We start from the raw sequence: 15,127 nt of genomic DNA, 5'->3' as shown, positions 1-15,127 counted from the left end.
AGATATTTGGGTAGGTACTCCTTTTTTCATGCTTTGAGACCCTTGGCCCGTAAGGGACGAAAATTATGAAATTCATACAGTTAATTTCTTTTTTAACTTCCCTATTTATCATTTTTAATTTAAGAAGTATATGTATGTATATAATTGAGAATGATAATCAAGAACAAATAAGAAAATGTGGTGGAAAAATAACACTGCCAAGTTTTAGACTTGTTTTTAAAAGGCTGTTTTCGTAAACTTTGTCGTTGTTTAAGGCTTGATGAAACGAAATGTGGCGACCCCAGCGATGAGCGTTACATCACGATTAGGCTTCGAGTTGTCTCGACGGATACAACACCAGAGCGTTGCATGTAGAGGAAGTGACAGGTTGAGAGCTGAAGATCCATCGGGATGGTGAGGGATAGCAATGGCTCCGTTCGTTGCATTGAGGGACTGGAAAACGTAAATATCGACCTTTTCCAATCCCTCTTGAAACCCGCGGAAAGCGTCCACCTGTAGTGCAGACAAGCAAATAATATTCTAAAAAAACATTCTATGCGAAAAGAGCCTTAAAAAAAATGAGCAGCGTATAGCTGCCCATTAACATAAAACCTTTTATATCCCAGGATCGAACGTTTTACAATCTGTTTCCTCCTGTGTTTCTGCTTTTTTACCTTTATGACTTACGACATAAATCTCATCAGCAGCACACTTGTTTCCTCTTTCCCAAAACTTACAGTTACTTACCTCACAAAGAACGTCTACAGCCATTTTTACACCTCCCCTCATCATTATTGTGTCCACTGAGGGGAAGTGTCATTCAAATCAACTTAGCATAATACATAAACGCAAAACGCCATGTTTTTCACCTTCACTGGCGTTGATAAGTCTTTGATGCAAAACGGTATCTGTAAGAAATAAATATATCCAAATAAATATAAGCCTGGATAAAGAAAAGCGCATTGGGAAATACGGTTTCCTTATGATTTTCTCACTATATTTTTCCTAATTCTTGATCATCCCCAACACTTTCATGCGTATCTTTTGCATATTGGACAATTTCCTCCACCGTTGTATAAGCCATTCCTACGCACGTATCAGCAGACCCATAATATATGGCAATCTTCCCAGACTCTGCACAATGCAAAGTAGCACAAGGGAAAATAACATTGTCGACAAATCCAGTCGTTTCATAATCCATTTCAGGCGTCAACACGAGGTTAAGAGAACGATATTTCACTTTTGACGGTTGGTCAATATCTAATACAGCAACTCCCATACTATAAACATATCCATTACAAGTTCCTGTTACGCCGTGATAGAAAACAAGCCAGCCTTCTGTCGTTTCAATTGGAGCTGGACCACCACCAATTTTTACATTTTGCCACCAACCATGTCCCCCCTTGCTCATGACATGACGATGTTTCCCCCAGTACTTTAAATCAGGACTTTCACTTAAGAAAATATCCCCAAATGGCGTATGCCCACTATCAGAAGGGCGAGAAAGCATCATGTAATTCCCATTTACTTTCCTAGGGAATAGTACGCCATTTCGATTAAAAGGTAAAAATGGATTTTCCAAACGGACAAAGCGTTTGAAGTCCTTTGTCTCCGCTAACCCAATAGCAGCACCATAAAAATCAGTACACCAAATAATATAATATGTATCCTCGACTTTAACTAGTCGTGGGTCATATGCATATTTAGGATGAAAAGGCTTGCCATCTTCATCTTCAAAATTAATCGACTCTGCTTGTATATCCCATTGAACAGCATCCTCACTCCAACCTATAGTTAAATGCGGTCTACCGTTAATCGTCTCAGCTCGAAAAACACCGACAAACTTATCTTCAAACGGGGCAACAGCACTATTAAAAATACGAGAAATTCCTTTTACAGGATTCCTCTTTATTATCGGGTTTTCTGAATGTCTCCAAACAGGAAACTCGTGGCCAATTGGTTTGTCTTCCCATGGTATTTCCGCTAATTTTTCTCCAATAATTTTTGCTGTCATCTTAAGCGCTCCTTTTTATAATCTAAGTATCAGTTTGAATTTGTTTGCTAGTAGTCCGGAATCTACAATACTATTACATCAAAATCCACCACCTACAAACTAACAATAAACCTAAAATTAAAGTAAACGATAACTTATAGGTTAATACTATTATGGAAACGCTTACTTGTCAATTATTTTAACTAAAATACATGTGATGTTCAGAAATAAAATATGTTTTCTTATTAATTTACCTTTATTTTAATCTAAAAAATACAAAAAAATAAAGTAATTATTTCGTTTATTATGAGAACTAAACCCGAGCTTCGTGCAGCTCGGGTTTAGTTTTTTCTTAAATAAAAAAACAAGGTAAATTACGCCTTTACCTTGTCCTTGATCGTTTTTACAGAATCTCTATAAATAATATTACCTTTAACTAAAACTCTTCCTGACGTTTTATCTTTATCGAATATTTTTTCAATAACAAGATCTACAGCTGTCTTTGACATCATCTCAACGTCAACAGCTACTGTCGTTAATTTCGGCTCTGATATAGAAGCGTAAATGTCATTATCAAAGCCTACAATTGAAAAATCATCAGGAACAGAATAGCCAAGCTTTTCTAATTTATTGATTAAATTATAGGCCACTTCATCACAGTTACATACAAATGAAGTCGGTAACGGGTCTGGTAGCTCAAATTCAATATATTCTCCCTTTTCATTTCTATCAAAAATTACATAGTCATGATTTAGGCTTATTCTGTGCTCTAAAAGAGATTTATAGTACCCTAAATAACGATCTTGTATACTACTTGTCGAGTATATATTTCCGACAAACGCTATATCTTTATGACCAGCGTTAATCAAATAGTTTGTAATTTCATAAACCCCGTAGAAGTTATCAGTTACAACAGAATCAATATCCGATTGATCTGTATAAAAGTCTAAAAAGACTCTTGGTATGTCATTATCTTTGAAAAATTCGACATACTCACTACCTATCTGTCCTAATAAAATAAAGCCATCCACTTTATTTTCATAATAAATGCGTGGTAAAACAAGCCTTTCTTCATCTTCTGCACTTAAAATATGGAGGATGCCCGAATAATTTCTTTCCTCTAACACTTTAGAGATGTGCTTATAAAAGGTTAAATAAAAGGATTGTGTCCTGCCTACGAACCTTTCCGGAATAATAATACCAATGTTATAAGAAAGGCCTTGTTTCATCGATTTTGCCGCCGCATTAATCCGATAACCCATTTCATCTGCTAACAATTTAATTTTGCTCTTAAGCTCGTCACTAACTCCTTCTTTATCATTAAGGGCTTTTGAGACCGTCACATTACTAACCCCTAACTTATCCGCTATATCTCGCATAGTCACATTTGTCTTCTTCATTATTTCCCACCATTCCGTCAACAAAAATAAATAGTTATTACAATCTATTTTACTTAATTATTGAAATATTTGCTACTAATAGTTCAAAGTGTTCACACTATAGTTGTTGAAAAAATATATACAAAAGTATAAAAACATATTTCTCTCATCCAGAAGGTAGGCAGAGCATCGTTAATCGTGTAAATAATATGAGAATAAAACGTTTGTACACACCCAATTTTATAAAGGAGTTTTACTTATTGACTATTAGTGAAAGTCCCAAAAGGGGATAAACGCAACCTTTTGGGACCTCTGTATTACTCGATCATCCTATTTTTTCTCGAAAAAACGAAAGTCATCCCACCAATCATTAATAATACTAACCCTAATAGGAAATAATTAAACATATTAGTGGCGGTGTCAGGTAGTGCATCTCCATCTTTAGATTTATCTTTAGCTTCCTCTTTAGTTCCTTCTTTAGATTCACCATTAGAATTTTTATTAGTTTTTTCTTTTTCCTTTTCTTCATCTGATTCAGAAGAAATGTACTCTCTTAATTCATTCAGTGCATGTGTCAACTCATTAAGTCGTTGTTCAATTACCGGAACAAGCTTTTCCATATCATTATATTTAGCTTTTAGATGGTTAAGTTCATTAGTGAGCTCTTGAACACGTTTATCAAAATCTTCTACATCGGTGTTATTTTCAAGCTCTTTTATTCTTTCTTTCAAATCAGAAATTAGATCTTTTAATTCTTGCACTTCATCCGTTTCACCCGGGTCTTCAGTGTCAGGTAATTCTTCCAAAGCTGTTAAAATTTTAATCGATTCAATGTACGCATTACTTGTTCCATCAGACCCAGCAGGAGCAGTAAATTCAAGACCAATTTCTTGTACATTTTCTCTCGCAGCATTGTCTGAAATGTCGAATACAATCTCAACATATTTATCAGAATTTAAACTAAAATCTCCTGAATCAGCCCACGTCCATGCGCTCCCTGTTTTAATAAACAATTTAGCGTTTAGTGGATCATCACCAAATGTCCCTTCTTCATCATGTTTGACAGTTGCTACAATGTAGTTGTGCCCACTTAAATCGTATCCTGAAGTTTTAGCGATTTCTGTTTTGTTACCTTCACCTAAACCTACAGGGTGGACTAAGTTTCCGTCTTTAATTAAGCTCATGTTAGTGCCCCAACCATCAAGATCTGATTCGAAATCATAAATGATCGGTTCTATTTCACCAGCATCTTCTCTTTCTGGCACAGGTGGTGCATCTTCATCATAAACAGCTCTCAGATCATCGAAGTATAGGGTACCACTTCCTTCATTACCACCCATGTAAAGAGCAAATTGACTCACTCGCTCTAGTCTAGGCTTGTCAATAATCGCTGTTTGATTTCCTTCCCAATGAGCTGGCGCAAAGTCAACGAAAGGAATTGTTACAATTCCTTCAAAGCTTTCATCAAGGTCTGTACTTGCTTCGAAGCTTACTCCACCCATTTGAATTTGTACCGTTAAACTATTGTCTGGGAGGTCATCATGCTTTAACCAGAATTGGAAGGCATTTGTCCCTGACCAATCTACTGGACCTAACGAAGTTTGTCTTCCGGCATAACCAGAACTTCCGATTGTCCAGTCATATTGAAGACCATATTCTCCACTATGCTTATGCTCCGAAGAGAGTGATATTAAAATACGATCTCCAGGATTTGAATAGTTACGATTTAATAAATCGTTATCTCCAAGGTAACCTTCAAAATCATCGACTAGTAAAGGATCAGTAGGCGCCTCTAAGTATGCATTAAGAAAGCGAACATTATCTAAATACAACTTGTTTGAAAAATCAAGTTGTTTACCAATAATCCCTAACTCGGTGCCTTCTGTTATACTTTCCTCTAAGTTAATAGTAGTTTCGTATAGTTTATATTCAACACCATCAATTTCTATTATTTCAAGATCTGTTACATTCCTCTCTGTTGTTCCTTCTCCATATTTTGTATTGCCATCAGCTGCTAATACTGTACTTAGTATCGCACCATCGGCAACAGTTTCTGGAAGTAATACATCAAATTTAACTTGGTTTACTACGTCAAAATTAACGTGGGATAAATCCTCAAATCCTATCTTTAATTCTTGCCACCATTCATCCTCAGGCATACCTGAAACAGAGAGTGCAAGTTTCCCATCTCCACCAAGCTTTTCATGAGAAAGTTCAAATTCAACTCCCACTTCTGGCCATGTCCCTTTATTAAGAGCACCTTCAATACTATCATCAAACGTAATTTCTTCTACTAAGATCTCTGGAACTCTCAAATAAGTTCGGATGACCTCTTTACTTACCTCATTATTGTTCCCGTCATAGTGACGTATTGTTATATTTGCAGTACCACCGTTTTGTAATGCATTTGGAATCCAGTCAGCAGTATAATATCTCCCTGCTAGCTCCATTTCTACTTCTTCAGAACCGTCGACACTATAAGTTACAGTAGCATCATCGTCATTAACCACTCTTGTCAAAAGCGTCACTTTGTTTTCTGTAATTGTATCACCGTCCGTCGGTGATAACGTATACATTTTACTATCATGCTCAGCAGTTTCGAGTGTTTTACCAGAATGATAGATTTGACCTTTTACTTCTTCTGAAAATAGCGTACTTTCGTCGTTATAAAATTCCTCAAATGTTGGAAGGAGTTCGTGATCTCCACCTAAGTCACCATGAATATCCCTGTATGGGACATACATATTGTTAGGAAAACCGAAGTTTGCCCATGTCGACATGAAAGCAATGTTTGCTGCTTCTGGATAATCTGGGTTATCCATAATTGCAGAAAGTAAATCTTCCCACCACTGAAGGTTATTACCTTCTTCATTCATTCCTGTAGGACTATAACCAAATTCAGTGAAAGCAGAGATCTTCCCTCTATCCTCCGCTTCTTTTGAGATCATTGCTAAGTCTTTTGCGACCGCAGTCAACCATTCTTGAGAACCCGCATTCGATTTAGTATCATATCTATCGATTCCTAATATATCTACATAATCATCACCAGGATATGTTTCTAGATATTGCTCTAAATCACCAGCAGAGGCACCATTTGGTGAAAAACCAATTAAGAAGTTATTCGCCCCATGCTCTCTTAAATATTCAACAGTATACCGAAAAATAGCTTTATATTGTTCAGGAGTAGTCGTACTTGCTCCCCACCAAAACCAAGAACCATTTTGTTCATGGAAAGGACGAAAAATGATTGGAATATGGTGCCCATCCTCATCTACAACTAAATGAGATAAATCTACAATGTTATCTAACCACTCATTATAATCATCATGATGTACTCCACCCGGCAAAATTGTTTTAACAACATTCCCATCTGTGTCGCCGTAATATTCACCTGTAACGAAGTTATCAGGGTGCATACTTAACGTTATGATTCCACCTAACTCATGAGCTGTAATCATTGATTTAGCTAAATTTTGCGTTCTTTGTTCTTGCGTTAGTGGTTCACCACTTATCGGATTCCCAGGTCTTTCTCTACCATCAAGACTGTTTGTATCCCAACCAAAAACAGCTGGATAATCACCAACAGCATTTTTCACTTCAGACTGTGTTGAACCAACAAAATTAGAATCTCCATTCTCCACTTTTATAGTTAACCCTTCATCTGTTGCGTGCTGTTGCCCAAATAGGACATTGTCACTTCCAACATCTTGTAAATATGCAAAAAGCTCTTTCGTATACTTTGAAGCATCAGGGTTAGACATCTTTAGCACCCTTGTTTCTTCATTTGCAGTATAACTCGTTGGTAATAGAGAGAAAATCATAATAAAAACTAAGACAATCGATAGTTTCTTTCTAAATTTCCTTTTCATAGTTTCCTCCTTCAATACGATGTAATAACGAAAAGCATAAAGCGCTTACATAACAATGCGTAGTTTCAATATTTAGTAGACAACTCAAAGAACCGTTATGACTGACGATTATTGTTTCACGCTGAAATGGTAATGACCCTTCAATCTAAAGTCGAAAATATAACTGTAAAATCCCCCCCACTATTTTTGTATTTGCCATATCGAACAAAATATAGCAGTAGCGTAAACAATAGTTGTATGTATTTAGAAATAAACCACTACCATTTCAATTGTAAGTAAAAAGCAAACTCTCAACCGTATAATTACTTAATTTATTTAATGAAATTTAAGTAATTTTATAATTATTATATACTTAATATATAACGTAACTTAATCTAAATCAACTGAAAAATGAAGCGTTTTTATTATTGATTTAGCACTCGAAAGAAAAAAAGAAGCTTTATCCTAAATAACAAACTAGGATAAAGCTTCTTTTTTAACGGGCCATCTGTATTAAGTTAACGTTGACTATACGAACCTCTTTCTACATGCTTAAAAAAGTTGGTTGGTTTTCCCAAGGAATAGATGTGCAATTCGTGCATTGCTCGTGTACATGCAGTATAAAAAAGCCTTCTCTCTAAATCATGTTCATATTCAGTGTTCGAAGCGTTATAAATAATAACTGCATCAAATTCGATTCCTTTAGACAGATAGGCTGGCATAATGAGAATACCTTCTTTATAAGTATGAGAATCTTTATTTAACAAATGTACATCTAATTCATTTTTAAATAAGTGGTAAGCTTCTTCACTTTCTTTTTCCGTTTTACATAATATTGCAATAGTCTTATTACCCTTTCTTATTAACTGCTCAGCACAAAGAGTAATTTGTTTTTTTAGCATCATATCACTTTCTACAACTGTTAACGTTGGGAGGGATCCACTTCGATTAAACGGAATAATATGTTCTCCCCCATCGATTAACCCTTTTGAAAAATGAACGATTTGCTGTGTAGAACGATAACTTTTCAATAAGGTTATTTGTTGAATCTTTTCAAGATCACTTTCTCTATGGGATAATAGTGTTTCTCCCCCGATTGAATGCGCATAAATTGCTTGATTTAAATCCCCTAATATTGTCATGCGACTATGAGGGAATAGTTGTTTTAAATATTCAAATTGAAATAATGAATAATCTTGTGCTTCATCAATCAAAACATGCTTAATCGTAGTGTATGTCTTCTTTCCTTCTAGCTGATCCCTTAAATATAGAAATGCCGTCGCATCCTCATAATATAACGATTCTTTATCAAGATTTCTTACCGTAATGTCAGCAACATCGTTCCATTCTTTTGGAAGACCATCAGCACAAAGCTTATGAGTGACTTCACTAGTGAAAAGCTGACGATACATTGCTTTTATCGCTAAAAAGCGGTAACCTTTAATTGCTTTTTTCAAAGGTAGTAAGTGTTTTTTCACAATCATTTTTACTAATACCTTCTCTTCACGATCAAAGTCATCGAAGGTATCTTCTTTATGCCTTCCACCCTTTTGCGATTGTCGGTATGCCTCTAAATAATCCTCTTTATCAAGTAATTCGCTTTCCTCAATTGGCCAATCTTTCCTTCTTTCACGTTTTTCTAGTTTCTTCACTTCAAGGAGTAACCATTCAACTAATAGATTCATTCTATTTGAAATTGGTAAAGAAGCGTCAAGTTCATAAAAATACTTTTCAATCTCCTCTTCCGATATAAATAATTCCCCTCTAAAATATAATGGATGAAACAGAAGCATCTCCTTGGAAAGAAGAGTTAAATATTCATCAATATACTTCCTAAATTGTATTGATGATTTAAACTGAATAGATTTCAACCTTAGTTCATAATCACTCTCACCTCTAGCGGTATACAAATACTCCATTTGTGTAAAAGGATCCTCTAGGTGATAATCTGATCCAATCCGTTCTTCTAAATAAGATTGAAAAGTCATCTGTTTCATGTTTTCTTCGCCTAGTTCAGGTAAGACAGTTGATATGTAGCTATTAAATAACAAATTAGGAGAAAAAAGCATGATATTATCCGCTGTCAGACTTTTTCTATATGTATACAGTAAATACGCTACTCTCTGTAATGCTGCTGACGTTTTACCACTACCAGCTACACCTTGTACAAATAAAAATCTACTTTTTTCATTACGGATAATTTCATTTTGTTCCTTTTGTATTGTCGCAACAATATTTTTCATTTCAGTGTTAGCATTATTACTAAGCACCTCTTGAAGTAGATCATCACCGATCGTGACACCAGTATCAAACATACTCTTTAATTTCCCATGATCGATAATATATTGACGCTTCAACGTCACTTCACCTTCTATCACTTCTGAAGGTACTTCATATCGAGCTTTTCCTGGAGAATAATTGTAGTATAAGCTAGATATAGGTGCTCTCCAATCATAGACTAAGAAATCTTCATCCTTTTCATCCATTAAAGACGCAATCCCTACATACACTTCTTCTTCCTTGCTTTCACCAACCTCTAGAAAATCTATTCTTCCGAAGTACGCTGAATCTTTTAGCTTCAGTAATTTTCTCATTTGGTCGTATGCTTGCTTATGTGTGCGTTCTCTTTCTGACAAGAGCTCAGTTTGTTGTTTAATACTTGTGAACGTTTCCCCAACCTCATGAGCATCATCCAAGTTTACAGTAACATCGTCCCAAAAAGTTTTTCTTAAACCGATAATACCTTCTTTTAAGTCACCAACATTTTCACTAAGCTGTTCCATCTTTTTATGGATTTGTTCATGTACATCGTACAATCTTTTTTCTTCTAACTCCCAATCCTTACTTCTTCCGGTCATCACTTAACACTCCTTTATGCCATTTGACATGTTGACCATCTTTTAGTAAAATTGTATTTGGTATACTATGTTTAATTCCAAACATTCATTTTTCAAATGAATTCTATAATATCATGTAAAGGCTTTTTTTCGCAATAGCTCAATGCGCATTTTTGTCATTCATTTAGGTGTCACAAGAGATTTTGTATAATCTTTTGTGATACCTTTTTTTAAGGAATTTAACCTAGCGCCCTCTTTCTTCCTATTTTCATGTACGGGAGTGGCGAATACACAGTTTATTTCAAGTGAAATAGTACTAGGAAAAGTATCGTGATTCAGGTAAAATTACCTAAAAGAAAGAGACTTAATAGTAGAGCTTACATTACATTTTTTCTATATTAATATCGAGGTGCTATAATCATGCTACACCACCAACATAAAAAGAAAAGGTTTACAATTGGATTTCTTTCTGCAAACGTTGCATTCGATGTGGAAAGTTTGCTCTTTCAAGGAATGAGACAAGCTGCAGAGAAATATGGTGTAAATTTAGTTTATATTAGTCAATTAGAGAATGAAAACTTAGATAGTTTTAAACACTTATCAGACTTGCATGGCATGAGGCTAGAAAATAACTTGAATAAATCCGATAATAGGCTTCAAGCTTCTAGTAAATACGATAAGCTGCAAACAATAGTAAAAAATTTTGCTATTGATGGTCTTATTTTTATTGGCTGGTCGAAAGACGCTGAAGATAGTAATATTCACTTGTTACAACAAGCATTTGAAAATATCCCTATCATTAGTGTAGGTAAAGACATCGATAATATTACTAGTGTCTATACACACGGTAGTCAATATATTAGTGAGCTGACGAAACACTTGATTGAGGAGCACCTATGCAGAAACATTGCTCTTATCGCCCCTAGAAAGTTCGATAAGAGAATTGACCGTTTTATAGACACAATGCAGGCTTACCAAATATATGATCAAAATATAGTAATCGATAAGGAAATAGAAGGTATAAACGATAGTGTAATGCGTATTAATGCTGCCTTCAACATTCTATTTAATGAACGACAAGCTGATATTGATGCAGTAATTGTCATGACTGCAAGCGAAGGGAAATACGCGTTAGAATATCTTCAAGATCGTGGAATAAGAGTACCGGAGGATATTAAGCTCGTTTGCTATGAGGATCACCCATCAATTGCTTATTCTTCACCTAGTTTAACAACGATAGATTATCCATTTGAAAAGCTCGGTTACTCTAGTGGTGAAACTCTTGTGAGGTTATTAAATGAAGGAAAGGCACCGTTATTGACAGAAATACCGACAAAAATTGTATATCGTGACTCTTGTGGTTGTTCAATCAATAGCGCACCTCGCTTTGAGTACGATACAGTTTTTTATAACAGCGAAAATGCATCGGTAGTCGATTTAGCAGCTCATTTATCATCCTTATTTCCATCTTTAAATATAAATTTTGATAAGGTCATTAATACATTCCTAGCGGATATTAAAGAGGAAAAAACGGATGCCTTTTTACCTATTCTTCAGGATGAGTTAAAAAGGCATAATCACGAATATCGGGAAACGACACTACAAGAATTCATAAATGCTTTAAAAGAGGCAACGTTCCCATATTATAGTGACAATGAACTTTATAATATAAGAGCGGAAAAAATTTGGTTTGCTGCAAAGTATATCGTCAAGGATTTTTCAAACCACCAAACAATATTAGACTTTATATCAACAGACAAAATAAATAAAGTATTAAAAGCTATTAATCAATCCTTCATGTCTGCTTATTCGTTACCTAAAATTATTCATGTGATGGAAAACGCAATGACATGGCTAAAAATACCTAGCTGTTTCCTACATTTGTCTAAAAATGAGCAACTACATGACGATAGTTTAGTTTTCAGCTATTATGATGACGAGACTAAAAATATAAGCGAAAAGCAAGTAGCCGATGTATTTGCCCATTTTGTAAATAGAAAAAGGGAAGAACGCTTTGATCTTGTTGTCATGCTTCATTCGCTTAACCAATCCGAAACTGCACTAATCGTAATGGAGCCTGGTGAAAATCAAACAAATACCCTTATCTCCTATTGGGTACAAATCATCGCTGCACTAAAAGGCGCTTTTCTCATGGATGAATCTCAGGAATTAATAAAAAAACTTGCATACTATGCTGATACAGATCCACTAACAAAACTATTTAATCGTAGGTTTTTCTATCGCAGTTTAAAAAGTGCGATAAAGAAGGAACAACCATTCTCTATTTTTTACATTGATGTGGATGGATTCAAACCAGTAAATGATATGTACGGGCATGCTGCAGGGGATGACTTACTGCAACAAATAGCAGGGAGAATTACATTTATCTTAGGGAAAACGAGCTATCCGTTAGAGCATGAGCTTTTATACGGAAATGCCAAAGCTAACGCTATTTTTAGACTTGGTGGTGACGAATTCACTGTACTTTTCAATAGTACAGATCCAATCGAGATAGAAGCGTATGTAAAAAAATTAATTAGGTTTATCGAATTACCTTATTCCATTAATGGCCAACATAAAAGTGTTATTTCTTGTAGTGTAGGGATTAGCAGCTTTCCAGCAGATTCTAATGACCTTGAATCGCTCCTAAAAAAGGCTGATACTGCATTATATTGTGCGAAAAAGCTTAAAAACACATTTCAAATATATTCTTCAATCAATTAAAGATGGGTGCTTTTAAGTAGTCTACTAACTCTTAAAGCACCCATCTTTTATTAATATTAATGAACCATCGATTCTTCTTTACGAAAAAACCATTTTAGTGCTCTATACACATCCGCTTTTTCTCTTAAAACATAGTGTCTAAAACGCTCATCTTGAATATTTTTATAGGAACTCATTAAAGTGGAAGGACGATTATATTGGTTCACTTCCCCATAGCCGAACATGCTCGAAACATCCATAATTTCTTTCACAAGTGATAGACAACGCTGATTATCGCTTGTTAAATTATCGCCATCCGAAAAATGGAATGGATAAATATTATATTTAGATGGTGGATATTTCGAATCAATTATCTCCAGCGCTTTACGGTATGCTGAAGAACAAATTGTTCCCCCACTTTCTCCTTTCTTAAAAAAGTCATCTTCACTCACGACCTTCGCTTCTGTGTGATGAGCAATGAACTCAATATCTACTGTTTCATATTTTGTGCGGAGAAACCTTGTCATCCAGAAAAAATAGCTCCTAGCCATAAATTTCTCCCATCTACCCATACTCCCCGATGTATCCATCATTGCTATAACAACTGCTTTAGAATCTGGTCGTACTTTCTCTTCCCACGTTTTAAAACGTAAGTCATCGTTGTAAATGGGTGCTACTCCTGGTTTACCAGCAAGGGCATTTCTTTTTACAGCCTCTAATATCGTTCTTCTCTTATCTACATTCCCCATTAAACCTTTTTTTCTAATATCGGTAAATTCAATGTTTTCAACGACAATGTTGTCCTCTTCCTTCTGCTGAAGGTTCGGCAACTCCAATTCAGAAAATAAAATTTGCTCTAACTCTGCAAGAGAAACCTCAGCTTCATAATAATCTTCCCCAGCTTGATCTCCAGCACCTTCTCCTTTTCCAGGACCCTTTTGAGGTGTCCCATCTTGAGCAACGACATCACCAATTTCGCTGTCTCCTGTGCCCTGACCTACGTGCTTATTTTTGTCATAATTATAACGAATTTTGTATTCGTCCAAAGAACGTATCGGAATTTTAACTAAATCTCGGCCATTAGACATGATAATGTTTTCTTCACTTACTAAGTCAGGTAAGTTTTTGTTAATGGCTTCCTGTACTTTTTCTTGGTGGCGTTGCTGGTCTTGGTATCCTTTACGGTGGAGGGACCAATTATCTTGAGAGACAACAAAATTTTTACCTACACTGTCTTTCATTTTTTTCCCTCCTATTGTTTTGGACTTGCACATAATAAAACTAAATACATACAATAACTTTGACGACAGTTTTGTATCATACACGATGTGCTTAAAATGGAGCTTACTTTATTCTATGCAGAAAGACGACTCAGTTGACTAAAAAATCTGATAATTACACAAGCAATTTCATCATTTTTTTATAGTACAAGCTTAAATGAATCATTTGAATGCTATAAAAAAACTAAAACCTAGAAATAAAGCTAGGTTTTAGTTTTTTAGATTTTACCACCTTTATTAAATAGAAATGGGAATCTCCGCTACCCGTGCGCGATTTTAATACAGCTAAATTTATGCTTGCAATCTCTAATGGAAAACACGTAATTTTTTTGGAGGCCAATAAGCTACATTCACTTTGCCTACAATTACATCTTGTTCTACAAAGCCCATTTGCCTACTATCCATACTATTTCTTCGATTATCTCCAAGTACGAAAACGTGACCATCAGGGACGATCATCTCCCCTGTTTTTGATTCTAAAGTAAAGTCCTTCGTAAAGACTTCGTCTGAGTCATACCCATTACTCCCTGGCTTCAGAAACGGTTCCTCGATAGGCTCGCCATTAACGTATAGCATATCGTTTTCATACTTAACGTGTTCCCCCGGTAAACCTATCACTCTCTTAATATAATCTGTATCTTCCGTTGCATGGAATATTATTAAATCAAATCGCTCTGGTTCACTAATTTCATAGCCTATTTTATTTACGATCACTCGTTCTCCATCTGCAATTGTAGGCATCATCGATTGTCCATAAACGATATAATTTGTAAACAAAAACATACGTACAAATACAACGAATATCGTAATCATTGTTATTATTTTCAACCAACTAAATAATTCTTTTTTCCATTTCCTTCTTCTCTTAGGCTGTTCTCCCACCGGAATATCTATATTCATGATGTTCTCCTCCGAAATTATAATCTGCATTTATTAGTTATATTATTACCATAATATAGTTAATTTAAACGATTATTATGTAGAAAACACCAGAAATTAAATCCTATATTTTAGATATTCCTTTGTGACAGTATTTTATGGAAAGTGACTTCTTTTCTCCATTCTTAATTAGCCTGTCTAATTGATAAAAAGCGACAATGTTTTCAAT

The 15,127-nt window shown here is 35.1% G+C and carries 8 protein-coding genes; 1 reads left to right on the top strand and 7 read right to left on the bottom strand.

Features of this window, described 5'->3' with window-relative positions:
- Positions 1–594: 594 nt before the first annotated feature.
- From BCELL_RS22030 to helD, 5 genes are all read right to left on the bottom strand, one after another.
- The gene (locus BCELL_RS22030) at positions 595–750 is read right to left on the bottom strand and encodes a DUF1540 domain-containing protein (RefSeq protein ID WP_013487974.1); all 156 of its coding nucleotides are present in this window, start codon (positions 748–750) and stop codon (positions 595–597) included.
- Between the two features lie 223 nt (positions 751–973).
- Positions 974–1,993: a glycoside hydrolase family 130 protein gene (locus tag BCELL_RS06940; protein ID WP_013487973.1), complete on the bottom strand. Its 1,020-nt coding sequence runs from the start codon at positions 1,991–1,993 to the stop codon at positions 974–976.
- Positions 1,994–2,346: 353 nt separating this feature from the next.
- Complete coding sequence (locus BCELL_RS06935) at positions 2,347–3,372, bottom strand: substrate-binding domain-containing protein (protein WP_013487972.1); 1,026 nt, start codon at positions 3,370–3,372, stop codon at positions 2,347–2,349.
- A gap of 296 nt (positions 3,373–3,668) precedes the next feature.
- Positions 3,669–7,220, bottom strand: a complete 3,552-nt coding sequence (locus BCELL_RS06930) for a glycosyl hydrolase (protein ID WP_013487971.1) — start codon at positions 7,218–7,220, stop codon at positions 3,669–3,671.
- A gap of 497 nt (positions 7,221–7,717) precedes the next feature.
- Positions 7,718–10,057, bottom strand: coding sequence for an RNA polymerase recycling motor HelD (helD, locus tag BCELL_RS06925; RefSeq protein ID WP_013487970.1), 2,340 nt, complete (start codon positions 10,055–10,057; stop codon positions 7,718–7,720).
- 399 nt (positions 10,058–10,456) lie between these two features.
- Here helD and BCELL_RS06920 point away from each other — a divergent pair, with 399 nt between their 5' ends.
- Positions 10,457–12,760: a GGDEF domain-containing protein gene (locus BCELL_RS06920; RefSeq protein ID WP_013487969.1), complete on the top strand. Its 2,304-nt coding sequence runs from the start codon at positions 10,457–10,459 to the stop codon at positions 12,758–12,760.
- 56 nt (positions 12,761–12,816) lie between these two features.
- On the opposite strand, the gene yhbH is transcribed toward BCELL_RS06920, so the two are convergent.
- Together yhbH and lepB are read right to left on the bottom strand one after the other, a co-directional pair.
- On the bottom strand, positions 12,817–13,980 hold the full coding sequence (gene yhbH, locus BCELL_RS06915; RefSeq protein WP_013487968.1) for a sporulation protein YhbH: 1,164 nt from the start codon (positions 13,978–13,980) through the stop codon (positions 12,817–12,819).
- Positions 13,981–14,325: 345 nt separating this feature from the next.
- On the bottom strand, positions 14,326–14,919 hold the full coding sequence (gene lepB / locus BCELL_RS06910) for a signal peptidase I (RefSeq protein ID WP_013487967.1): 594 nt from the start codon (positions 14,917–14,919) through the stop codon (positions 14,326–14,328).
- Between the last annotated feature and the right edge of the window lie 208 nt (positions 14,920–15,127).

The sequence above is a fragment of the Evansella cellulosilytica DSM 2522 genome, assembly GCF_000177235.2.
Classification (GTDB): domain Bacteria; phylum Bacillota; class Bacilli; order Bacillales; family Salisediminibacteriaceae; genus Evansella; species Evansella cellulosilytica.
Note: the sequence above shows the minus strand (reverse complement) of the source record. Positions and strands in the feature narration are given on the sequence as shown.